Genomic DNA, 22,228 nt, shown 5'->3' with positions numbered 1-22,228 from the left:
AGCCAATATGATGAACTGTTTTAAACAAACAGCACAGGCACCATGGAAATCACTAACAACAAAGCCATGGTCCAGTTGAAGAATTTGCGCCACTGATCTTGCTGCAAGTAATGCTCTAGTTTGGCACCCAGCCATACCCACAAGCCCACACTGGGAAAATTGATGGCGCTGAACATCATGCAGGTCAGCACCACAAAAGTCAGGGATGCATCGGTGGGCATGTAATTGCTGAAATAACCAATGGCCATGATCCACGCTTTAGGATTGACCCACTGAAAAGCCGCGGCACCCAAGAAAGTGATGGGTTGTGTGGCCTCTTCACCGTTGCGCTCTGGCGCACCACTGCGGGCCACACCCCAAGCCAAATAAACCAGATAGGCAAAGCCCACCACTTTCATCACTTGATACACAACAGGGTAAGCCTGCAACAAGCGCTCAAGTCCGGCGCCGACCAACAACAACATCACAAAGTGGCCCAGCGACACACCCAGCCAATGCGGCAGTGTGCGCTTCACGCCAAAGTTCACCCCCGAGGCTAACAACATCATGTTGTTAGGGCCTGGCGTGACAGAGGTCACGAAGGCAAACATGGCCATGGCAGCCACCAGGTCCAAGTTGTTGCTCATCTATCGCTGGCCTTTGGCCATTGCGTGTGAAACTTACCAGGCTTGTCCAAACGCTGATACGTGTGCGCCCCGAAGTAATCACGCTGCGCTTGCAACAAGTTGGCAGGCAAACGTTCTGTGCGGTAAGCATCGTAATAACTCAAGGCACTCATGAATGCGGGCACAGCCACGCCACTCATGGCCGCCATGGCCACCACTTCACGCAAGTCTTGTTGGCACTCGGCCATCACTCGCGCAAAGTGATCGTCCACCAGCAAATTGGTGAGGTGTTGTTGGTTGGCAAATGCGCGCCGAATGTCTTCCAACAAATGGGCGCGAATGATGCAACCGGCGCGCCACACAGAAGCCACCTTGTCCATGGGCAATTGCCAATCGTGCTCTTTGTCGCCAGCTTTGATCAACGCAAAACCTTGGGCATACGCACAAATTTTGGCAGCCAACAAAGCCTTCTGAATTTTTGGCAAGACCACATCCAAGTTTTGCGCAGCTTGGGGCTTGGGTCCTTTGAGTAATTTAGAAGCGACCACGCGCTCGGGCTGCACTGCACTCATGGTGCGCGCAAACACAGCATCGGCAATGGTGGGCGCACTGACACCCAAATCCAAAGCAATTTGACTGGTCCATTTGCCAGTGCCTTTTTGCTCGGCGGTGTCCAAAATCATTTCAACCAAGGCATTGCCCGTTTCAGGATCTTCGTGCGCCAAGATATCGGCGGTGATGTCGATCAAGTAGCTACTCAACTCGCCCGCACCCCACTCCCGAAACACGGCACTCTTTTGCGAGGCCGTCATGCCCAGGCCCTTCATGAGCGCATAGGCTTCACAAATCATTTGCATGTCGGCATATTCAATGCCGTTGTGGACCATCTTCACAAAGTGACCGGCACCGCCGGGGCCCATCCATTCGCAGCAGGGCTGGCCATCATCGGCTTTGGCGGCAATGGCTTGCAAAAACGGACGCACCAAAGGCCAAGCTTCTGAGCTGCCACCGGGCATCAAGGCGGGGCCATTCAAAGCGCCTTCTTCACCACCACTCACGCCCGAACCCACATACAAAATGCCAGAGCCTTCGAGCGATTCCATTCTGCGTTGGGTGTCGCGGTACAAGGTGTTGCCGCCGTCAATGACGACGTCGCCTGCGCTTAAGAGACTTTTGAGTTCTGTGAGGACGTTATCAACAGGTGCGCCCGCGGGCACCATGAGCCAGACGCGTCTGGGCATTTGCAAGTTGGCGACCAAGTCTTTTAGTGAGGGGGCGGCACAGGCGTTGAGGCCTTCTGTGCGTTTGGCGAAGCTGTTGCGTTTGTTGTCGTCCAGGTCAAAGCCTGTAACGCTGAAGCCGTTGCGCTCTAAGTTGAGGGCCAGGTTTTCGCCCATGACGCCGAGGCCGATGAGTCCTATGTTTGTTTGCATTGATCTTTGTTTGTCAGTAGGAATTTGTGACGGATTTTCGCATGGGGTTTGTGGGGGTGCAGTCACTTTTGTTTGGGCTAGTTTTGGGGGCACTTCTCTTTGGACAGTGGCTTGAGAGGATAGGTTTAGGGGGCACTTCTCTTCGGACAGAGGCTTGAGAGGATAGGTTTAGGGGGCACTTCTCTTCGGACAGAGGCTTGAGAGGATCAGGGTAGGCGTCTTCCTCATACTGGAGTACCAGAAATCGTTCAGACGCCTACCCTGATCCTCTCAAGCCTTTTGGTTGTTGGAAGATTTCTAAAATAAATGGGGCCAAATAAATGGGGTCAGATCAACATTAATTTACTTTGAGCATAGGCCCATTTGAATCACAGAAAATTAATGTTGATCTGACCCCATTTATTTGGCCTCATTTATTTTTGGCCCGGACCCGTATGACTCGGTAGTGAAATTACCCTATCACCAAGAAGTTGATGTGATGGTGTGAGGGGGCTGAACGATTTCTGGTACTCCAGTATGAGGAAGCCCCCTCACACCATCGCATCAACGCCCATCCGGCGCAAATCCTAACCCAATCAAAATCACTCCACAGTAACGCTCTTAGCCAAGTTACGAGGTTTGTCCACATCCGTTCCCCGGGCACACGCGGTGTGATACGCCAACAACTGAAGCGGCACAACGTGCAAGATAGGCGACAACACGCCATAGTTCTCGGGCATGCGAATCACATTCACACCTTCACTGCTCTCTATCTTGGTATCGCCATCTGCCAACACATACAGCACACCGCCCCGCGCCCTCACCTCTTGCATATTGCTTTTGAGTTTCTCAAGCAACGCATCATTGGGCGCAACAGTGACTACCGGCATTTCGCTGGTTACCAATGCCAAAGGACCGTGTTTGAGTTCACCGGCTGCATAAGCTTCTGCGTGAATATAGGTAATCTCTTTCAGCTTCAACGCACCTTCCAAGGCAATGGGATAGTGCGTACCACGGCCCAAGAACAACGCATTTTCTTTCGATGCAAACTCTTGTGACCAGCTGATGATTTGAGGCTCGAGTGCCAACACCGCTTGCAAAGCTGCGGGCAAGTGGCGCATGGCTTTGAGGTGCATCGCTTCGTCTGCATCACTCAAACGACCTTTGCTTTGCGCCAAGGCCAGCGTCAACAAGAACAAGCCGGCCAACTGCGTGGTGAAAGCCTTGGTCGATGCCACGCCAATTTCAGCGCCAGCGCGTGTGACATAGGCCAGCTTGCACTCACGCACCATGGCCGATGTGGCTACGTTGCAAATAGTGAGCGTGTGCTGCATGCCCAGACTTTGCGCGTGTCGCAGCGCTGCGAGGGTGTCTGCCGTTTCGCCCGATTGCGTGATGGTGACCACCAAGGTTTTGGGGTCTGGCACGGAATCACGATAGCGGTATTCGCTGGCAATTTCAACTTGGCAAGGAATTTGGGCGACCGACTCCAACCAATACTTGGCCACGCAACCGCTGTAATAACTGGTACCACACGCCAAGATCAAGACCTTGTCGATTTCTTTGAACACTTTGAACGCACTGGCAGATTGCGTGCCACCATTCAAGCCATCGAACAACTCGGGCACGATGTGCTCTACACCTTCCAAGGTGTCTGCAATGGCGCGGGGTTGTTCGAAAATTTCTTTCTGCATGTAGTGTCTGTAAGGACCCAACTCTGCAGCGCCGCTGTGAGCATGCACCGTTTTAACAGGGCGTTCTACGCGCTGATGCAAACGGTCTTCAATCCAATATTTGCCCAATTGAATGTCGACCAAATCGCCTTCTTCAAGATAAACAATTTGATCGGTAACGCCGGCCAATGCCATGGCATCGCTGGCCAAAAAGTTCTCGTGGTGCGATGTGCCAACGCCCAAAATGAGCGGTGAACCTGCGCGTGCGCCCACCACCCGTTGGGGTTCGTCTTTGTGAAACACCGCAATGGCATAGGCACCTTTGAGTTCGCTCACGGTGCGCTTGACGGCGTCAAACAAATCGCCGTCGTAGACACTGTCGACCCAATGTGCAATCACTTCTGTGTCGGTCTGGCTGGTGAACACATAGCCTTTGGCTTGCAATTGCGCGCGCAGCTCGTCGTGGTTTTCAATGATGCCGTTGTGCACCAAGGCTACGCGGCCGGGCTTGTCTTTTAGGCTTTCTAAATTGCCGGGCCCTGAACTGAAATGTGGGTGGGCATTGTGAACGGCAGGCGCGCCATGGGTGGCCCAGCGAGTGTGCGCAATGCCTGTGCCGCTCTCTAAATGATCGGTTTCAATTTGAGACATGAGCTCGGACACGCGTGAGGTGCTGCGTGCGCGCTTCAAGCCACCCACACCGCGCTTGAGGCTGGCTTCGTGAATGGCGACGCCGCAGGAGTCATAGCCGCGGTATTCCAGGCGTTGCAAGCCCTGAACCAAGATGGGAACGATATTTCGATCGGAAACTGCACCAACAATGCCGCACATGAGATGAGCCTTTGAATTAAATTTGAGAGGATCTTAGGCTTGTTGACATGAAATTACTTATAAATTAATTTAGATTTATGAAATTAAATTTCCTAACTATATTAATTTGAATTATTATTTCAAATTCAATAATTTAATGAAATATTAACCATGTCTGCGCAAGCCGAAATAAACAAGCAACCGGGCAGTTTGGATGCCGTTGATCTTGAATTGTTGGCCATTTTGCAAGCCGATGCCAGTATCAGCAACATTGCATTGGCCGACAAATTGCGCATTTCCGCACCCACTTGCTTGCGACGAACCAAACGTTTGCAGCAAGAGGGCTGGATTGAAAAACAAGTGGCCATTTTGTCGTCCGACAAACTGGGCCTCGCTATGGGCCACAGCGTCACAGCACTGATTGAAGTGAGCTTGGACAAACAAGGTGAAGAGTTGTTGCAGGCCTTTGAAACGCGCGCCGTTCAAGAAACTTCCGTTCAACAATGTTGGCGTGTATCGCCAGGTCCCGATTTCATGCTGGTGGTGCAAGTACCCGACATGCCGTCGTATTTGGCTTTCACGCAAAGGCTGCTCACGCAAGACGCCAACGTCCGCAATGTCAAAGCTTTCTTCAGTGTGAAGCGCGCCAAGTTTGGCACTCAAATTCCATTGCCAGTTGCCATGACTTGATGGCTCAGCAACAAACCAAAGCTTGTCGAATTACTTGGCAGGCTTGGGCGCTTTTTGGGGCCGCTTCCAATTGGCAATGCTGACTTGCTTGCCACGCGCTACGCTCAAAGCGCCAGGCTCAGTGCTCTTGGAAATGGTCGAACCACCGCCCACCGTACCACCTGCACCAATGGTGACAGGCGCAATCAACACGCAATTGCTGCCAATGTGCACGTCGTCTTCAATGACGGTGCGGTGTTTGTTGGCACCGTCGTAATTGGCCGTGATGCTACCGGCGCCGTAGTTGACACGCTCACCCACTGTGGCATCGCCCAGGTAGGCCAAGTGATTGGCTTTGGCGCCCTTGGCCAAGGTGGAATTTTTGACTTCAACAAAATTGCCGATGTGCACTTCGGCGGCCAATTGCGCGCCAGGACGCAAGCGTGCAAAGGGGCCAATCAAGGCACCCTCGCCCACGGTCACGCCTAATTTTTCACCATCGATGTGCGTGAATGCATGGATCACTGCGCCTGCTGCAATGCTTGCGTTGGCAATGACGCAGTTGGGCCCAATTCGAACCCCCTCGCCTAAATGCACTTGACCTTCAAAAACGCAGTTCACATCAATTTCAACATCCGATGCGCAGTGCAATTCACCGCGCACATCCAAACGCGCAGGGTCGGCCAAGCGCACGCCTTGCAGCATCAGGGCATTGGCTTGTTGCGTTTGGAAAGCACGCTCGAGTTGCGCCAATTGCTGCGGGCTGTTAACGCCCGTCACTTGCAGCTCATCTTGAATGCGATGCGCCACCACAGTGACGCCATCGGCCACGGCCCACTTCACAACATCGGTGAGGTAGTACTCGCCTTGGGCGTTGTTGTTGTCCAGCTTGGCCAACCAAGTTTTGAGTTGGCGCGCAGGCACCGCCATGATGCCGCTGTAGACCTCTTGAATCTTGAGTTGTTCGGGACTGGCGTCTTTTTGCTCCACAATGGCTTGCACGCTGTCGACTTTTGCCGTGCGCACAATGCGGCCGTAGCCAGTAGGGTTGGGCATGTCGAGGGTGAGCAAGGCCAAGCGATCGGCGCCAGCTGAGTGAACGCATGCCATCAAGGCTTTCAATGTGTCGGCCTGTGTCAAGGGCACATCGCCAGAGAGCACCACCACCAAACCATCATCGGCCAACACAGGCACGGCCTGCTGCACCGCATGGCCTGTGCCCAACTGGGGTTCCTGTCGCACAAATTTCACAGACAAACCCGACTCGCGCTTGGTCACAGCGGCCTCAACCTCATCGGCACCATGACCCGTAATGACCACCGCAGAGCGCGCGTGCAACTGAGCGGCTGTGTCCAGAACATGTCCTAGCAGGGGCTTGCCCGCTAGTTGCTGCAGCACTTTGGGCAAACGGCTTTTCATCCGAGTACCCTTACCCGCTGCCATGACAACCACATCCAAGGGCTGTTGAGGTGACAATGCTGACTGGTTTGTTGAGGTGTCCGACATGGCGAAAATTTCCTTCTGGGTACGAATTATCGCGGCTTCTTTGGCGGCTGTGGTGATGAGTGCCAGCTTAAGTGGCTGTAGTGCCATCAAATTGGGCTACAACCAACTGCCCGAGATCAGTTCTTGGTGGCTCGACAACTACATCGACTTCACAGACACCCAGGCCGCTCAAACCAAACAAGCCCTGAAAAAACTCCAAACTTGGCATCGCAAAGAAGAGCTGCCTCAGATTGCCAATTTGTTGGTTCAAGCCCAAAGCATGGCACCCAACAACATCTCGCAACAGCAAGCTTGCGAGGTTTGGGGCCAGGTGGAAAAACGCATTGATGCCGTTGCACAAGAAAGCTCGCGTTTGTCCACACCCATCGTGTTGCAGCTGACACTGCGCCAACTGCGGCATTTGGAAAAACGATGGGCTGTTAAAAATGAAGATTGGAAAAAAGATTGGATTCAACCCAGCGCGGAGGATCGCTTAAAAAAACGCCTCGACGCCACAGTCGATCGATTTTCAGATTTTTATGGCGACTTGAATGCAGAGCAAATCAAGTTGCTGCGTCAACAAATTGAACAATCGCTTTGGTCGCCTGATGTGGCCATTCAAAACCGCATCAAGCGTCAGCAGTCGCAGTTGGTGGTTTTGCAAAATCTGATTCAAGACGCTCAAAAACCGGGATTCAATTTGGCACAAGCCGAAAAGACCGTGCTGCAATTGAGCCTGCAAGGCGTCCGGCCCCAAGACCCTGCTTTGCTCAATTTGCAATTGCAACTTGAACAACAAGCGTGCTTGAACTTCTCTCAGTTTCACAACACCACCACACCAGCACAGCGCCAAAAAGCGCAACGCAGATTGCGGGCGTACGAAGCCGACCTGCGTGACTTGATTTAACTGGGGTCAGATCAACATTAATTTTGTGAATCGGTGAGGGCTGAAGCCAAGGGGGGCTGAACGATTTCTGGTACTCCAGTATGAGGAAGCCCCCCTTGGCTTCAGCCCTCATCGATTGGAAATTAATGTTGATCTGACCCCAATTAAATTCTTCAGTCCTGAAGGGCTTTCCACATTTCCATGTCGCGCTCTGCCGTCCAGATGCGGGGGTTTTTGATGCCTGAGGCTTCGTCGTAAGCGCGGGTCACATCGAAGGGCAGGCAATGTTCGTAGATGAACACATGGCCAAACACAGGGTCCATGCTTTTGCGGGTGTGCGCCATGGCGGCTTTTAAATCCATCTTGGCTGCTACGGCTTCTTGCCCCGCTTTGTACAAAGTTTCCACCCAGCGCTTGGTGTAGTCCAAGGCTTTGTTCACATCGGCTTGACCCTTCATGGCTTCGCCGCGGCCTGGCACGATGGCTTCGGCTTTAAGGGCGCGCAAAGCTTCCAAAGTAGCGGGCCACTCTGCCAGTTGCGCATCGCCTGTGTACACACCTGCTTCGTATTCCACTAAGTCGCCAGAGAAAAGCACTTTTTCTTCTTCTACCCAAGCAATGGTGTCACCACGTGTGTGGCCATAACCAGGGCTCCAGATTTGAACTTTCACGCCGCCTAAGTCGACCACCAATTTGCCGGGCACTTCGCCCTTGGTGGCATCACCGCCGCCAATCACCATGGTTGGCCATGTCAGACCAGGCACTTCTTCAGCACCGCGGAACAAACGGGGGAAGCGCTCCATCTCGCTCTTCATGTCTTGCGCGCCGCGCTCCACAATCAACTCGTAAGTGCCTTGGCTGGCAATCACTTCTGTTGCGCCCTCAGCCGCATACGCACTGGCACCCAACACGCGCACAGCGTGGTAGTGTGTGAGCAGCACGTACTTGATGGGCTTATCGCTGATGGTGCGAATTTGCTTGATCAAATCGCGCGCCATACCAGGCGTGGCCGTGGCATCGCTCACCATGATGAACTTGTCACCAATGATCACACCCGAGTTGGGATCGCCCTCAGCGGTGTAAGCCCAGCAGTGCTTGCTGAGTTGCTCAAACTTAATGACCTTGTCTGCCAAGTCAGCTTGTGACGCGAATGCTTTTGTGGGTTGATTCATTTAATTCTCCGGTGAGTTTTTTTAATTGGGGTCAGATCAACATTAATTTGGTCATTCAAAGGGGATAAAGGCTAAGGGGGCTCAATAAATGGGGTCAGATCAACATTAATTTTCTGTGATTCAAATGAGCCTATGCTCAAAGTAAATTAATGTTGATCTGACCCCATTTATTGTCAACCCCCCTTAGCCTTTATCCCCTTTGAATGGAAATTAATGTTGATCTGACCCCAATTAAAAATGGGCCTTGTGAAGGCCCATTTTGTCAGAACAAGTTAGAACTTGTCTTGGATTAACGCAAACCTGCAATGTAGTCTGCAACTGCTTTAATTTCGCGGTCGTTCAGTTTGGCGGCCACTTGGGTCATCTGAACGCTGTTCTTGCGAATGCCATCACGGAACTGCGTCAGCTGGCTGGTTGTGTAATCGGCGTGTTGGCCAGAGACACGGGGGTATTGGGCAGGCATACCAGCACCGTTGGGGCTGTGGCAACCTGAGCAGGCTGCAATTTGGCGATCTGGAATGCCGCCGCGGTAAATCTTTTCACCCAAGGCCACAGAGTCCTTGTCTTTGGCAAAGCCGGGCTTGGCAGTTTTGCTGGCCAAGAAGTACGCCACATTGCGCATGTCAGCATCGCTCAACTGAGAAGCGAAACCCATCATGACGGGATTGGCGCGCTTGCCAGATTTGAACTCTTGCAACTGCTTGATGGTGTACTCAGGGTGTTGCTGAGCCAACTTGGGGTTGACCGGCGTAGTGGAATTGCCGTCAGCCATGTGGCAAGCAGCACAAACGCCGCCCACAATGGCCTCGCCTTTGGCCAAGTCTGGCTTTTCGGCTTTAGGGGCAGCAGTAGCGGCAAAAACAGAACCAGCCATCAGGGTTGAAGTGAGGGCAGCGAAGAAAAATTTAGTCATTGACTTCATGGGCGACATCCGAAATAGTAGGCGCAAAACCATGGGATTCTACAATGCCTGCTAGCGTCATTTCCGACGCACTGAAAGTTTGACCCTAATGGCCACCCGAAAAAGCCCCACTTCTGCCCCCAAGTCCGCTCCAAAGACGGCCTCTGCCCCTCGCAAAGCGACCCCAGTCAAGGGCCGCAAAGTGCCGGCCAAGACAAAAGTCGCAGAAGAATTGCCTCTGAACAAGCCCATCACCCCCTTGGGCTGGATGCACACGGCTCGATTTTTGACCACCGCGGCAGAACTTTTTCACTTACCCGCCCTCGATGTGCCCGAAATTGCCTTTGTGGGCCGGTCCAATGCCGGCAAATCCACCTGTATCAACACACTCACTCAGCAAAAACAACTGGCATTTGCGTCTAAAAAGCCAGGCCGAACACAGCACATCAACCTTTTTGCCCTGGGTAAACAAGGCCTGACCGATGCCGTTTTGGCCGACTTACCGGGTTATGGCTATGCCGCCGTACCCAAACAAGACAAGCTGCGCTGGCAAAAAGTCATGGCCAATTACTTGGTCACCCGCGAAAACCTCAAGGGCATTGTGTTGCTCTGTGACCCCCGCTTGGGCATGACCGAATTGGATGAAGTCCTTCTAGAAGTGATTCGCCCCCGCGTTGAAGAAGGCCTGAACTTCTTGGTATTGCTGACCAAATCAGACAAGCTGACAAGGGCCGAAGCCACCAAGGCGCTGTCGATTGCCAAGTTGCAAGCGGGCGGCGGGCAAGCCAAATTATTTTCTGCCCTGAAGAAACAAGGTGTAGCAGAACTGGCCCAGTTGATGTGGGATTGGACCCACGATGAAAGCCAGACGAGCCCCACTGAGGCAGAGCCTCCAGAGGAAGACAACGATGATTGAAACTTGGCAACAACAACTACCAAGCGGCATTCATTTGAGTTGCCGAGCTGCAGGCAAAAAAGGCCAGCCTGTTTTGATGTTTTTGCACGGTTTTCCAGAAGCAGCCTTTGTATGGGACGACATGCTGCTGCATTTTTCGAAACCAGAGAACGGTGGCTACCGATGCGTTGCTCCCAACCTAAGGGGCTTCGAAAAATCAAGCCAGCCGACTGAAGTTTCGGCCTATCGCGCCAAGTTCTTGGTGCAAGACATCACAGAGCTCATTCAAATTGAGTCGCAAGAAGCGCCTTTGAAAGCCTTGGTGGCACACGACTGGGGCGGCGGTGTAGCTTGGAACCTGGCCAATCAACAACCCCAGCTGATGGACAAATTGATCATCATCAATTCGCCTCATCCCGGCACATTTTTGCGTGACCTTAAAAGCAATCCGGCGCAAATCGCAGCCAGTGCTTACATGAATTATTTTTGTGAGCCACATGCCGCTCAAGAACTTTCTGCCAACCAATTCGAAGTCCTCTTTGGTTTTGTCGGTAAAGGCTTGCCGCCTACGTGGCTCACAGAAGATGTGAAAGAAAAATACCGCCAAGCTTGGTCCACCGGCATTCAAGGCGGCTTGAACTATTACCGCGCATCACCCCTCAAGCCCGACCCTTCAGGCATCCCTCACACTGGCGACATTCAAAAGCTTGATTTGCCCGATGAGATGTTTCGAATTACGGTGCCCACCTTGTTAATTTGGGGCATGCAAGATGTCGCCTTGTTACCCAGCTTGAACGAGGGTTTGGACGCGTTCATTCCGAACTTGAAATACGTTCGCATTGAAAACGGCTCGCACTGGGTGGTGCATGAACACCCTCCCATCATTCAACGCGAGATTGCTCAATTTTTATAAACTGAAACTTGGCCTTCTTGTCGCGTTTTAAAACGTTTGTGCACCCAGTAATACTGCGCGGGTGAAAGTCTGATGGCAGCTTCCAAGACTTGATTCATTCGAATCGTATCTTCTTCCACGTCGTCAGTTGGAAAGTCTTGCCAAATAGGTGAGGCTTCAACTTCATAACCCTCTGACGTTAAACGAGTGACCAACATCAAGACAGGTGCTTTGCCCAATCTGGAGAACCTAGACAAGGAAGGCACGGTCGCTGTTTCGACGCCCATAAAGGGGACAAAGATAGATTCACGCGCGCCAAAATCCATGTCTGGTGAGAGATGCAGCATCTCGCCATGGCGCAAACCAGTCATGATTTGCTTCACCCCTGTGTGCCGAAAATAAGCCTTCACATTGCCAAATCGAAGGCGCCCGCCACTGACCCAATCGTCCATGACTTGATTGCGTTGCGGCATAAAAATAAAAGCAGCTGGCTGATCTGTTCGCAAAGTAATGCCCGTGCCTCCCGCATCCAGCCCAATGAAGTGCGGGGCAAAGACCACTTTGGAGCCTTCGGCTTCAAGCAGCTTGATGGCTTCTTGGGAGCCTGACCATTTGATGCGTGATTGGACTTTAGAACGCGGTGCGTGCCACAGCCAAGCGCGGTCTAGTAATGACTGCGCAAAGTAAACAAAGTGGTCGTAGGCAATTTGCTGAATCTCTAACTCTGACTTTTCAGGAAAACACAAGTTCAGATTGGTCAAGGCAATGTGACGACGGCTGTGCGCCAAGGTCCACAATAGCCAACCCAATGCATGCCCCAATGCACGCAACACGGGCAGCGGAAGGAACGCCAAACATCGCATTAAGCCAATGAACAAAAAACTCATCTCAAAGATCTTCTTTTCGAGGTTGTTTGTAACGTGCGTAGCCCCACAAATATTGTTGAGGGCAACTCAAAATTAATTTTTCCATGGCTTGGTTAATTTGAACAACTGCCGCCTCCACATCAGACGACAAGTCTTGTTCCAAATGACTGACATGCATGGCGTAACCACGGCCCCAGGACAATCGCTCCCCCCAAACCAAGACCACTCGCGCGCCCGTTTGAGAAGCCAGTCGCGCAGCCAAGGTCATGGTGTAGGCTGGTTTACCAAAGAAAGGCGCCCAGTGACCCATGCCCAAAGGTGGCACCTGATCGGGCAACAAACCTACCGCACGGCCCGCTCTCAAGGCCTTGATCATTTGGCGAACGCCAGCCAAGGTGGTGGGCGCAGTGTCGAGACCTGGCCTGCCTCTTGAAGCTTCCATCACCGCAGCCAAACTGGCTTTTTTGGAAGGTCGATAAAGGACCGTCAAGGGGCCATGTTCGGCACTGAAAGAATCTGAAATGGCTTGCGCCGTCACTTCAAAACAACCCAAATGCGGCGTTAGCAACAAGACACCACGGCCTTCTTTGTAGGCTTCAGCCAAAGTGTTCAATGAATTGTTTGCCCAACTGACCGATACTTTTTTGCCTATCCACAAACGCGGCAACTCCGTCGACATGCTGCCTGCCTGCCCTATTGCACCCAAAACTTGAGAGAGCTTCAAGCCAGCGGTGGCCACATTGCTGGACAACCGGCGCCTGTAGGTAGGCGACAGAAACCAGGCCAACCAACCAGCCACTTGCCCCATTAGATGCAAGGCCCACAAAGGCCATCTTGCAAAAAAACCAAACCAAAATTGCATATTTTTTTGATAAACTGCTTGGGTCGCTGAGTTAAACAGAGCAACTTGCAGGGCGACGAACACACCCCAATGCCATGTCTTTCATGGATTGGATTGTGCCTTGTCTTCGGACAAATCTGCTAAAGCGTTCGCCGAGGCCTCAAAGCTCAGGTAGCGCAGATCAACATGCATGCCAAACTTTAGGAGAACCCTTATGGCGAATGACTATCTTTTCACCTCAGAATCCGTGTCCGAAGGCCACCCCGACAAGGTTGCCGATCAAATCTCAGACGCCATTCTCGACGCTATTTTTGAACAAGACCCCCGCAGCCGCGTGGCCGCCGAAACTCTGACCAACACCGGTCTGGTGGTTCTGGCTGGCGAAATCACCACCAATGCTCACGTTGACTACATCCAAGTGGCCCGCGACACCATCAAGCGCATTGGCTACGACAACACCGAGTACGGCATTGACTACAAAGGTTGTGCTGTCATGGTTTGCTACGACAAGCAATCTAATGACATTGCCCAAGGTGTGGACCACGCCTCTGACGACCACCTGAACACGGGTGCTGGCGACCAAGGTTTGATGTTTGGTTACGCTTGTAGCGAAACCCCTGACCTGATGCCTGCGCCTATTTACTACGCGCACCGTTTGGTGGAGCGTCAAGCTCAGCTTCGCAAAGACGGCCGCTTGCCATTCTTGCGTCCCGATGCCAAGAGTCAAGTGACCATGCGCTATGTAGACGGCAAGCCCCACAGCATTGACACCGTGGTGTTGTCGACTCAGCACAGCCCTGACCAAAGTGAGTCATCTACCAAAATGAAGGCCAGCTTTAATGAAGCCATCATTGAAGAAATCATCAAGCCTGTGTTGCCCAAAGAGTGGCTGCAAGACACCAAGTACCTGATCAACCCCACAGGTCGCTTTGTCATTGGCGGCCCACAGGGTGATTGCGGCTTAACCGGTCGCAAGATTATTGTGGACACCTACGGCGGTGCTTGCCCTCACGGCGGTGGAGCGTTCTCTGGCAAAGACCCATCGAAGGTTGACCGCTCTGCTGCTTATGCTGCGCGTTATGTGGCCAAGAATATTGTGGCTGCTGGTTTGGCCACCAAGTGTCAAATTCAAGTGGCTTACGCCATTGGTGTGGCGCGTCCTATGAACATCACCGTCAACACTGAAGGCACTGGCGTGATCTCTGACGACAAGATTGCCGCTTTGGTGCACGAGCACTTTGACTTGCGCCCCAAAGGCATCATTCAAATGCTGGACCTCTTGCGTCCCATCTACAGCAAGACGGCAGCGTACGGTCACTTTGGCCGTGACGAACCCAACTTCACTTGGGAACGCACCAACTTGGCAGCCACACTTCGTGCGGCTGCAGGCTTGAAGTGATTATTTGACGGGGTTTTCTAAAACGCCAATCCCGTCAATTTCAACACGCACCACATCGCCCGACTTTAAATATTTGGGCGGTGTGAAGCCAATGCCCACACCCACGGGTGTGCCCGTGGCAATGACATCGCCAGGGTACAAGGTAATGCCCGCGCTCAAAGTTTCGACGAGGGTGGGAATGTCAAAAATCAAATCGGGCGTGGCAGCGTTTTGGCGCTCTTCACCGTTCACATAGCAGCGCACGTTGGTGTTGGTGCCGTCCATTTCGTCGGCGCTCACCAGCCAAGGACCCATCGGGCAGAAGGTGTCAAACGATTTGCCCATGTGCCATTGCATGTGCTTGTTTTGCCAGTCGCGCGCCGTGATGTCGTTGACGATGGTGTAGCCCCAGACATGCTTCATGGCATCTGCTTTGGTGATGCCCTTGCCACCTTTGCCAATGATCACGGCCAACTCGGCTTCGTAGTCAATGGCGGTTGACACTTTGGGCATCTCAATGGCTTCGCCCGTGGCAATGACGCACTCCGGCACTTTGGTAAAGATGATGGGCTCGGCGGGAATTTCGCCGCCGGCTTTGGCGCTGCTATCAAAGCCACTGCGTGCAAATTCTTTGGCGTGTGCGTGGTAGTTTTTGCCCACGCAAAAAATGTTACGGCGGGGGTGCGGCAAGGGTGCGCGAAGTTGAACATCGCTCAGTGAAATGGCCGCGCCTTGAGCAGGCAAGGCTTCACCACGAGACAAGGCATCAACCAATGTGAGCGCGCCCAGTTCACGATCGGCCAAGGGCAGATCGAAGGGGGTGACCGATAACAGGTCTTGAGAAACAAGGCCCACGTGGGGCTGGTCTTGATAGAAAAAAGCAGCAATGCGCATGATGAAAGCTTTAAAAGTGAAGTAATTGAAACGAATTGTGCCCTTGATAGAAAGTCATGCGGTGTCATATGGGTAACACCAAACTCAATGAGGGTGATGCAGCAATCTTCAAGCAGGTGTAGAGTGTGCTTTAACGCATTCACCAAAATTGCAGGAGACAAGATGGCAACAGGCAATCAGAAAAATCGAATCAGCAAAGTCATTGGACAAATGGCCATAGGCTCATTGTTGATGGTGGCAGGTTTTTGCACCAGTGCATCAGCACAAGCGCCTAACGCACCCTACCCCACCAAATCCATCACCATGATTGTGCCCTTCCCACCTGGCGGTTTGGCCGACATTGTGGCGCGCCCTGTGGCAGAAGCCATGTCCAGAGATTTAGGACAACCCGTGGTCATTGAAAACCGGGGCGGTGCTGGCGGCGGTATTGGCATGGGTGTGGCAGCGCGCTCCAAGCCCGATGGTTACACCGTGCTTTTGGCCCTGTCATCTCTCACAGTCATTCCAGAAGCCGATGCCTTGTTGGGTCGCAACCCGATGTTCTTGTTGAACGAGTTGCGCCCTATTGCGCGCTACACAGCCGACCCCACCGTCTTGGCAGTGCGCGCCGATTCACCCTGGAAAAACGTCAAAGAATTCATTGAAGACGCCCGCAAACGCCCAGGTGCCATTAACTACGGCTCATCTGGCAATTACGGCACCATGCACGTGCCCATGGAAATTTTGGCGCAAACAGCTGGCGTCAAAATGACGCACATTCCTTTCACAGGTGCAGGGCCTGCAGTAGTAGCCATGTTGGGCGGTCAAATTGATGCGCTTTCTACGGGTCCTGCTACCGTGTTGCAACACGTCAAAGCAGGCAAGATTCGCGTCTTGGGTCATTGGGGCAACGGTACCTTAGCGTCCATGCCCGATGTCAGTAGCCTCAAGGACTTAGGCTTTAACGCCGAGTATGCCCAGTGGTCTGGCTTGTTCATTCCTAGCGGCACGCCCGAACCCATTGCACAACGTTTGCGTGCAGCCGCCAAAGTAGCCGCACAAGATACCAAAGCGCGGGACGTCATTCAAAACACTGGCAGCCCTGTTCAGTATTTGGACAGCCCTGACTTTGAAAAATACGTCCAAGCCGATGCCAAGCGCATGACCGATGTGGTCAAGAAAATTGGCAAAGTGGAATAAGCATTTAAATCTAACTGACCGAGACATTTATGAAAACAACACGCACCCCACAAACCGCCCAAGCAGCCAAATTGCAAACTCAAAAACGTCGCACTTTGGTGGCTTTGGCCAGCCTCTTGTTCATCGGCACCGGCATTTTTCTGTCGCAACAAGCCCACGCCCAAAACTACCCAACACGCCCCGTCAAAATTGTGGTGCCCTTTGCGACGGGCGGCCCTGCTGACAACTATGCGCGCTTCATCGCGCAGCGCTTGCAAGAAAGCTTGGGCCAAACTTTTGTGGTGGACAACAAACCAGGCGCTGGTTCTGTCATTGGCACCGACGTTGCGGCCAAAGCAGCACCCGATGGCTACACCTTGCTGTTGATGTCCAACACCCACACAGTCAATGAAACCCTCATTCCCAACAAACCCTTTGCCCTCATGAAAGACTTTGTGGGTGTGGCCCCCATCAACTATTCCGACTTGGTCTTGGTGGTCAATCCCACCAAAGGTTTGAACTCATTGGCTGACGTCATTCGCGTGGCCAAAGCACAACCCGGTAAGTTGAACTACGCTTCGTCTGGACCTGGTACGCCCTACCACATGGCTGGCGAGCTGTTCAAAAGCATGGCCAAAATTGACATGGTGCACGTGCCCTACAAAGGCAGCTCAGGCGCCCGCACCGATGTACTGGGTGGTCAAGTCGACATGATGTTTGATGCTGTGACCACCATGACCGAGCAAGTGAAGGCTGGCAAAGTTAAAGCGGTTGGCACCAGCGGCAAAGTTCGCTCGGATGTATTGCCCGAAGTTCCCACATTGAACGAAGGTGGTGTTGCAGGTTACGAAGCCACCATTTGGTTAGGCCTGATGGCACCCAAAGGCACCCCCAAGGCCATCGTCGCCAAACTCAATGAAGCCGTGTCCAAAATTGCCTCGCAACCCGATGTCAAACAACAATGGGCCAAACAAGGTGCCGTGCCTATTGTTTTAAACCCCACGCAATTTGACAAATATTTGCAAGACGACATTGCCAAATGGTCCGGTGTGATCAAGTCGGCCAACATCAAACTGGATTGATTCTTTTGACACGTTTTATGCATTTACTGAGTGGCGGTGCTGCTCAAGGTTTGGTCAACGCCTTAAAGCCGTCGATTGAAAAAACTACCGACACCCAACTCTCGTGCACCTTTGGCGCTGTGGGTTTGATGAAGCAAAAGTTGCTGGAAGGCACATCCTGCGATGTGGTCATTCTGACGGCCGCACTCATTGAACAACTCACGGCCTCTGGCCATGTGTTGGCAGGCAGTGCACGTCACTTAGGTCCCGTCAAAACGGGAGTTGCAGTGAAGCACGGTACACCTCACCCTCAAGTAGACACAGCGGAGCAACTGAAAGCGGCCATGTTGGCGGCCACAGGCATTTATTTTCCCGATCCCCAATTGGCCACGGCAGGTATTCACTTTATGAAGGTGCTCAACGGCTTGGGCATTGCCGAAACAGTGGCCAGCAAACTGCGCCCCTTTCCCAACGGCAACACCGCCATGAATGCCATGGCCGCATGCGACGACCCGCACGTGATTGGTTGCACGCAAGTGACCGAAATTTTGATCACGCCAGGCGTTGATTTGGTGGCCAACTTGCCACTCGAGTTTGAACTGGCCACCATGTACACCGCAGGTGTTCGTTCTACCAGCACGTGTGCGGCGCAGGCGCAAGCCATGATCGATATTTTGACCAGCGCAGAGCACGCTGATTTGCGCGCAAAAGGCGGTTTTCTGCCGGTGGTCTAAGTTAGACCGTAGCACTGCTATTTGCTCAAAGCCTTTCAAGACCTACGTATTAGAAGACTTATGCCAGTGCAGATTTTGCCAAGTTGTCTGGCGTGAGAGGCAACTGCCTAACGCGCACCCCCACCGCATGAAATACCGCATTGGCAATGGCAGCTGTGGAGGGACCTTGTGTGGCTTCGCCTGAACCTAGAGGCGGATTAAGTGAGCCCGAGTTTTGTGAATGACCCGGCATCAAATGCACTTGCACTTCCGGCACTTCACTGAAACGCAAAATAGGATACGCATCCCAATGGGTGCTGGTGATGTTGTTTGAATCCCAATGCGCCTGCTCTTTCAAAGCCCAGCTGGTCGATTGAATGGCGCCACCTTCCAATTGAGAAACAGCGCCATCGGCGTGAATGACTTCACCAATGTCCGCCACCACCCACAAACGGCGCACATTCACTTGGTGCGTCACTTCTACTTCAGCCACCACAGCGCAGTAAGCGCCTTTGCTTTTGTAACGCGCATAGGCAATGCCCAAACCCCAACCTTCTTTTTGTGACAAGGTTTGACGACGCTCTAACCAATTGACTTGATCTGCCAAGGTTTGAACCACCGCTCTGGCGCGTGGATCTTTCAACTTGCCTAGCCGAAACGCCACAGGATCCAAGCCCTGATCGTCGGCAATTTCGTCCATGAAACTTTCGCAGGCAAACACATTGGCGTGAGCGCCCAAACTTCGCAAAGCGGACGTTCTAAAGGGCAAGCCCAGCAATCGGTGTGCATTCACTTTGATGTGCGCGCTGCTGTAGGGCGGTATCGCATTGCGTTCGGCACCTGCGCCAGCCGCTGCAGCCACATTGATGGACTCCAGAACGGGAAATTGTTGATCTGTTAGCCAGCTGTCTTTGAAAGCGGGCGTGGCTGCGCGGCCAGGCCTTGAGCTATGGCCTTGGCTCCAGACATCGTGTTGCCAAGTAAGTAGTTCTAGATCGGCGCGTCCTTTGGGAGGGCTAGAACTTGTTGGCGCTGCAACAGACTGAACAGTGGCCTGCAACTTCACACGCATCGCTGGCGCCAGAGGCGATTGCTGCATCTCCTCTTCACGCGTCCACTGCACACGCACACATTGCCCAGGCACATACCTGGCCAACCAAGCCGCGTTGTAGGCCACATCGTCCGCACCGTTGTGGCCGTAACAGCCAGCACCACGAACATGCTGCACTTCAATCTGCTGCGCATCAATACCCAACGCAAGCGCCAAATCTTTGCGCAAAGGAAAAATACCCTGCGTGTGGCTCCACACTTTCAAGCCACTGCTGACTTGATCAAATTCCCATACAGCCAAAGCCACACTGGGCCCCATCGAGCCGTGGTGCAAAGCAGGTCTAAAGTAAACCGCTTCGTAAACCTTGGCGTCCTTGCTTGCTTCATGAAACTCACCTGATTCATAAAACACTTGCGAATCCATCGCAGGGGCCCGCTCTACCAAATCAACGCCGCCCTCACGACAGTCTGGCAATGCCGCCACATCCCACTTCAGCAATCGCTGTAACTTGCTAGCAGCCTTCTCCGCCAGTTCTTCAGTGGGCGCAACAACCCCCACCAACGAGCCATCCCTAAACGCTTGAACCTCTTTAGGCAACCCAGCCACAGCATCCGCCCAGCCTTCCGTGCGTAAAGTACAGCGCAACCCCGGCCCCCTCACCATCCGCCCATGCAGCAAATTTTTAATTGGGGTCAGATCAACATTAATTCCGAGGTCGTGAAGAAAGATGGGCTGACCTTGCACAAGCGCTTCAATGTCATCGCGGCCTTCGGTCAGCGTCAGGGCGGTGGACTTGGTGGGCACTGATAAGTCGACAGGCAACTTCACGTCTACGTGTGATTGCAATTCTGCATAAGAAGCGCATGCGTGCGTTTTCAAAAGATACGCTGCATGCGCGCAAGCTTGGCGAATGGCCAAGCCGGAATCTTGGACGGACAAACTGCCAGATGTCATGCCCTCGTCAGGGCTGTTTTGTGTGTTGGCTGTCTCGATGTGTACGCTGTCCAAAGGCAGATCCAGTTCATGGGCCGCCATGAGTTTCAATGCATGCAAGATGCCTTGACCCAGCTCGGCTTTGCCAGTGAACACCGTCACAGAGCCATTGACTTCAAAGCGTAGCCACTGCGCTAGCCCTGGATTGGTTTTTAAACTCGCAGAGGGTTGAAGCAACTGACTCATGCTGACACCTCTGATGGCGTTACTTTCAAGCCACACTGAAGTGCGGCTTTCTTCACAGCCCTCAAGACTCGGTTGTGTGTGCCGCAGCGGCAAAGATGCGGCTCCAAAGCTTCACGAATTTGCAGATCAGAAACAGTTTCATGCGCGCTCATCAGCAATGCAACAGCGCTGATCAATAGGCCACTGGTGCAGTAACCGCACTGCGCGGCTTGTTCGTCAATGAACGCTGCTTGCAGTGCATTTAAGTAAGGCGAGCTGGGTAATTCAGGGTTTTGTGCTGACTCGAGTGTCACAACGCTGCGCCCCACCAAAGCATCCACAGTCATTTGGCAGCTAGGCTTTGATTGACCATCGATCAGCACATGGCATGCACCACATTGCTCTTGACCGCAGCCGAATCGACTGGCCGTTAAGCCCAATTGATTGCGGATCAACTGAAGTGCTGCGCCTTCAAATCCGGTTTGAATCGATTCTCCGTTGATCTTCAGTGAATGGGTATGAAGCATGGAAAGCCCTTCAGTTTATTGACTCAGAATTTTGATGTAGGCCGCATAACTGAACGTGCGATTTTTCTTCTGACCGGTCACTTCAACCAAGATACCCAATTCTTCAAGCAACTTAATGGCCGTATTGGCCGTTGGAAAAGTAATTTGCAACACAGCGCGAACTCGCTCTACTGACAATCTTGGCATCTTGGGCAACAACTCAAACAAGCGATAGGTCACCGCATTTGACTTGCTATGTTCCAAAATTCGACGTCGATCATTGGCGACGAGGCTAGCCAATGCGACCACATCTTGCTCTGACTTTGTCGCGGCATTTTGGACAGCCTCTAAAAAAAATTGAATCCATCCTTCCCAATCACCTTGCGTTCGGATGGCCGACAAACGTTGGTAATACTCAGACTGATGTTGTTTGAGGTAACCGCTCAAATACATCAAGGGTTCAGGTAGCAATTGCCAATGTTCTAACAATGCGGCGATCAACAAACGCCCAATGCGACCATTGCCGTCTAGAAAAGGATGAATGGTCTCGAACTGTGCATGCACCATTGCCACTCGAACCAACGCAGGCAAGTCAGAAGCTTCGTCGTGGATAAAGCGCTCTAAGTCTGCGAGCAATGAACCCACTTTTTCTGCGGGCGGGGGAACAAAAAGCGCATTGCCAGGTCTGCTTCCACCAATCCAATTTTGTGAGCGTCGCAGTTCTCCTGGTTGTTTGCCAGCCCCTCTCGCCCCATTCAACAAGTGGCGATGAGCCTCACTGAGTAAACGAACACTGATCGGTAAACCACCCTCGCTTCGCATTTGTGCGTGCACCCATTGGAATGCCCGCACGTAATTGGTCACCTCTTCAACATCGTCCGTGTTGCTGATGGCCAAGCCCGCTTCCTCATCGAACAAGTCCACCAGGGTTGCTTGTGTCCCTTCAATTTGTGAAGTGAGCAGCGCCTCTTGGCGGACTGCACTGTAGATCAGCCAATCAACCGATGGCACCAAGCCAGCGACCGCCGACAGCCGCTGCAAGGACAACATCGCCGACTCGTTCAATCCAGACCAAACAGCCGGATCTAGTTCGGGTTCATTTGGAGGCAATGCCTTAGGAACAAACGCTCGCACAGGTACACCTAGCGTGGTCACCACGTCGTATGTCCCTGATTCGCGTTGCATGATTTAATTAATGACGG

The 22,228-nt window shown here is 52.7% G+C and carries 20 protein-coding genes; 8 read left to right on the top strand and 12 right to left on the bottom strand.

Going from position 1 to position 22,228, the window contains the following annotated elements; all coding sequences use genetic code 11:
• Positions 1-20: 20 nt before the first annotated feature.
• From AMM03_RS08545 to glmS, 3 genes are all read right to left on the bottom strand, one after another.
• Entirely contained in the window at positions 21-626 is a 606-nt protein-coding gene (locus tag AMM03_RS08545) for a LysE family translocator (protein WP_090130385.1), read from the bottom strand.
• Complete coding sequence (gene gndA, locus AMM03_RS08540) at positions 623-2,038, bottom strand: NADP-dependent phosphogluconate dehydrogenase (protein ID WP_090130382.1); 1,416 nt, start codon at positions 2,036-2,038, stop codon at positions 623-625. Before gndA ends, AMM03_RS08545 begins: the two co-directional genes overlap by 4 nt.
• A gap of 581 nt (positions 2,039-2,619) precedes the next feature.
• Positions 2,620-4,521, bottom strand: a complete 1,902-nt coding sequence (gene glmS / locus AMM03_RS08535) for a glutamine--fructose-6-phosphate transaminase (isomerizing) (RefSeq protein ID WP_090130380.1) — start codon at positions 4,519-4,521, stop codon at positions 2,620-2,622.
• Positions 4,522-4,671: 150 nt separating this feature from the next.
• On the opposite strand from glmS, the gene AMM03_RS08530 reads away from it, so the two are divergent.
• A complete protein-coding gene (locus tag AMM03_RS08530) occupies positions 4,672-5,190 on the top strand; it encodes an Lrp/AsnC family transcriptional regulator (RefSeq protein WP_090130378.1) in 519 nt (172 codons plus the stop codon).
• Between the two features lie 30 nt (positions 5,191-5,220).
• On the opposite strand, the gene glmU is transcribed toward AMM03_RS08530, so the two are convergent.
• Positions 5,221-6,675: a bifunctional UDP-N-acetylglucosamine diphosphorylase/glucosamine-1-phosphate N-acetyltransferase GlmU gene (gene glmU, locus AMM03_RS08525; protein WP_090130376.1), complete on the bottom strand. Its 1,455-nt coding sequence runs from the start codon at positions 6,673-6,675 to the stop codon at positions 5,221-5,223.
• On the opposite strand from glmU, the gene AMM03_RS08520 reads away from it, so the two are divergent.
• Positions 6,674-7,561 (top strand): DUF6279 family lipoprotein, encoded by an 888-nt coding sequence (locus AMM03_RS08520; protein ID WP_090130374.1) that lies wholly within the window; start codon positions 6,674-6,676, stop codon positions 7,559-7,561. The two genes, glmU and AMM03_RS08520, sit on opposite strands and share 2 nt — an antisense overlap.
• A gap of 152 nt (positions 7,562-7,713) precedes the next feature.
• Here the strand turns inward: AMM03_RS08520 and AMM03_RS08515 are convergent, their stop codons facing one another.
• Together AMM03_RS08515 and AMM03_RS08510 are read right to left on the bottom strand one after the other, a co-directional pair.
• Positions 7,714-8,712 (bottom strand): MBL fold metallo-hydrolase, encoded by a 999-nt coding sequence (locus AMM03_RS08515; protein ID WP_090130371.1) that lies wholly within the window; start codon positions 8,710-8,712, stop codon positions 7,714-7,716.
• Between the two features lie 289 nt (positions 8,713-9,001).
• On the bottom strand, positions 9,002-9,586 hold the full coding sequence (locus AMM03_RS08510; RefSeq protein ID WP_369793686.1) for a c-type cytochrome: 585 nt from the start codon (positions 9,584-9,586) through the stop codon (positions 9,002-9,004).
• A 286-nt stretch (positions 9,587-9,872) separates the two neighbouring features.
• Between AMM03_RS08510 and yihA the strand changes: the two genes are divergently transcribed.
• Together yihA and AMM03_RS08500 are read left to right on the top strand one after the other, a co-directional pair.
• Positions 9,873-10,529, top strand: a complete 657-nt coding sequence (yihA, locus tag AMM03_RS08505; protein ID WP_369793685.1) for a ribosome biogenesis GTP-binding protein YihA/YsxC — start codon at positions 9,873-9,875, stop codon at positions 10,527-10,529.
• Positions 10,522-11,421 carry an alpha/beta fold hydrolase gene (locus tag AMM03_RS08500; RefSeq protein WP_090130368.1) on the top strand — a complete coding sequence of 300 codons (900 nt, stop codon included), beginning with the start codon at positions 10,522-10,524 and terminating at the stop codon, positions 11,419-11,421. The genes yihA and AMM03_RS08500 overlap by 8 nt, the downstream gene beginning before the upstream one ends.
• On the opposite strand, the gene AMM03_RS08495 is transcribed toward AMM03_RS08500, so the two are convergent.
• Positions 11,409-12,287, bottom strand: a complete 879-nt coding sequence (locus AMM03_RS08495; protein WP_090130366.1) for a lysophospholipid acyltransferase family protein — start codon at positions 12,285-12,287, stop codon at positions 11,409-11,411. The two genes, AMM03_RS08500 and AMM03_RS08495, sit on opposite strands and share 13 nt — an antisense overlap.
• Position 12,288: 1 nt before the next feature.
• Positions 12,289-13,128: a lysophospholipid acyltransferase family protein gene (locus AMM03_RS08490; protein WP_090130364.1), complete on the bottom strand. Its 840-nt coding sequence runs from the start codon at positions 13,126-13,128 to the stop codon at positions 12,289-12,291.
• 193 nt (positions 13,129-13,321) lie between these two features.
• Here AMM03_RS08490 and metK point away from each other — a divergent pair, with 193 nt between their 5' ends.
• A complete protein-coding gene (metK, locus tag AMM03_RS08485; protein ID WP_090130361.1) occupies positions 13,322-14,506 on the top strand; it encodes a methionine adenosyltransferase in 1,185 nt (394 codons plus the stop codon).
• Here metK and AMM03_RS08480 read toward each other — a convergent pair whose 3' ends face one another.
• Entirely contained in the window at positions 14,507-15,379 is an 873-nt protein-coding gene (locus AMM03_RS08480; RefSeq protein ID WP_090130359.1) for a fumarylacetoacetate hydrolase family protein, read from the bottom strand.
• A gap of 162 nt (positions 15,380-15,541) precedes the next feature.
• Here AMM03_RS08480 and AMM03_RS08475 point away from each other — a divergent pair, with 162 nt between their 5' ends.
• The 3 genes from AMM03_RS08475 to AMM03_RS08465 are packed head-to-tail and all read left to right on the top strand — an operon-like array spanning position 15,542 to position 18,332.
• A complete protein-coding gene (locus tag AMM03_RS08475) occupies positions 15,542-16,558 on the top strand; it encodes a tripartite tricarboxylate transporter substrate binding protein (protein ID WP_228764616.1) in 1,017 nt (338 codons plus the stop codon).
• 29 nt (positions 16,559-16,587) lie between these two features.
• Positions 16,588-17,619 carry a tripartite tricarboxylate transporter substrate binding protein gene (locus AMM03_RS08470; protein WP_090130358.1) on the top strand — a complete coding sequence of 344 codons (1,032 nt, stop codon included), beginning with the start codon at positions 16,588-16,590 and terminating at the stop codon, positions 17,617-17,619.
• Positions 17,620-17,624: 5 nt separating this feature from the next.
• Positions 17,625-18,332, top strand: a complete 708-nt coding sequence (locus AMM03_RS08465) for a molybdate ABC transporter substrate-binding protein (protein WP_228764615.1) — start codon at positions 17,625-17,627, stop codon at positions 18,330-18,332.
• 58 nt (positions 18,333-18,390) lie between these two features.
• Here AMM03_RS08465 and AMM03_RS08460 read toward each other — a convergent pair whose 3' ends face one another.
• Genes AMM03_RS08460 through AMM03_RS08450 form a run of 3 tightly spaced genes read right to left on the bottom strand, consistent with a single transcriptional unit; the run spans position 18,391 to position 22,211 of the window.
• Positions 18,391-20,541 (bottom strand): xanthine dehydrogenase family protein molybdopterin-binding subunit, encoded by a 2,151-nt coding sequence (locus tag AMM03_RS08460; protein WP_090130354.1) that lies wholly within the window; start codon positions 20,539-20,541, stop codon positions 18,391-18,393.
• The gene (locus tag AMM03_RS08455; protein WP_090130352.1) at positions 20,538-21,047 is read right to left on the bottom strand and encodes a (2Fe-2S)-binding protein; all 510 of its coding nucleotides are present in this window, start codon (positions 21,045-21,047) and stop codon (positions 20,538-20,540) included. Before AMM03_RS08455 ends, AMM03_RS08460 begins: the two co-directional genes overlap by 4 nt.
• 15 nt (positions 21,048-21,062) lie before the next feature.
• Positions 21,063-22,211, bottom strand: a complete 1,149-nt coding sequence (locus tag AMM03_RS08450; RefSeq protein ID WP_090130350.1) for a Fic family protein — start codon at positions 22,209-22,211, stop codon at positions 21,063-21,065.
• Between the last annotated feature and the right edge of the window lie 17 nt (positions 22,212-22,228).

The sequence above is a fragment of the Limnohabitans sp. Rim11 genome (assembly GCF_001269365.1).
Lineage (GTDB): Bacteria > Pseudomonadota > Gammaproteobacteria > Burkholderiales > Burkholderiaceae_C > Limnohabitans_A.
Note: the sequence above shows the minus strand (reverse complement) of the source record. Positions and strands in the feature narration are given on the sequence as shown.

Bases quoted from the DNA above. Each gene is read 5' to 3' on its own strand.
- AMM03_RS08545 (WP_090130385.1), bottom strand. From the start codon at position 626: ATGAGCAACAACTTGGACCTGGTGGCTGCCATGGCCATGTTTGCCTTC.
- AMM03_RS08500 (WP_090130368.1), top strand. From the start codon at position 10,522: ATGATTGAAACTTGGCAACAACAACTACCAAGCGGCATTCATTTGAGT.
- AMM03_RS08490 (WP_090130364.1), bottom strand. From the start codon at position 13,128: ATGCAATTTTGGTTTGGTTTTTTTGCAAGATGGCCTTTGTGGGCCTTG.
- AMM03_RS08530 (WP_090130378.1), top strand. From the start codon at position 4,672: ATGTCTGCGCAAGCCGAAATAAACAAGCAACCGGGCAGTTTGGATGCC.
- glmU (WP_090130376.1), bottom strand. From the start codon at position 6,675: ATGTCGGACACCTCAACAAACCAGTCAGCATTGTCACCTCAACAGCCC.
- AMM03_RS08470 (WP_090130358.1), top strand. From the start codon at position 16,588: ATGAAAACAACACGCACCCCACAAACCGCCCAAGCAGCCAAATTGCAA.
- glmS (WP_090130380.1), bottom strand. From the start codon at position 4,521: ATGTGCGGCATTGTTGGTGCAGTTTCCGATCGAAATATCGTTCCCATC.
- AMM03_RS08460 (WP_090130354.1), bottom strand. From the start codon at position 20,541: ATGAGTCAGTTGCTTCAACCCTCTGCGAGTTTAAAAACCAATCCAGGG.
- AMM03_RS08455 (WP_090130352.1), bottom strand. From the start codon at position 21,047: ATGCTTCATACCCATTCACTGAAGATCAACGGAGAATCGATTCAAACC.
- AMM03_RS08520 (WP_090130374.1), top strand. From the start codon at position 6,674: ATGGCGAAAATTTCCTTCTGGGTACGAATTATCGCGGCTTCTTTGGCG.
- AMM03_RS08515 (WP_090130371.1), bottom strand. From the start codon at position 8,712: ATGAATCAACCCACAAAAGCATTCGCGTCACAAGCTGACTTGGCAGAC.
- AMM03_RS08495 (WP_090130366.1), bottom strand. From the start codon at position 12,287: ATGAGTTTTTTGTTCATTGGCTTAATGCGATGTTTGGCGTTCCTTCCG.
- AMM03_RS08480 (WP_090130359.1), bottom strand. From the start codon at position 15,379: ATGCGCATTGCTGCTTTTTTCTATCAAGACCAGCCCCACGTGGGCCTT.
- AMM03_RS08450 (WP_090130350.1), bottom strand. From the start codon at position 22,211: ATGCAACGCGAATCAGGGACATACGACGTGGTGACCACGCTAGGTGTA.
- gndA (WP_090130382.1), bottom strand. From the start codon at position 2,038: ATGCAAACAAACATAGGACTCATCGGCCTCGGCGTCATGGGCGAAAAC.
- metK (WP_090130361.1), top strand. From the start codon at position 13,322: ATGGCGAATGACTATCTTTTCACCTCAGAATCCGTGTCCGAAGGCCAC.
- AMM03_RS08510 (WP_369793686.1), bottom strand. From the start codon at position 9,586: ATGGCTGGTTCTGTTTTTGCCGCTACTGCTGCCCCTAAAGCCGAAAAG.
- AMM03_RS08475 (WP_228764616.1), top strand. From the start codon at position 15,542: ATGGCAACAGGCAATCAGAAAAATCGAATCAGCAAAGTCATTGGACAA.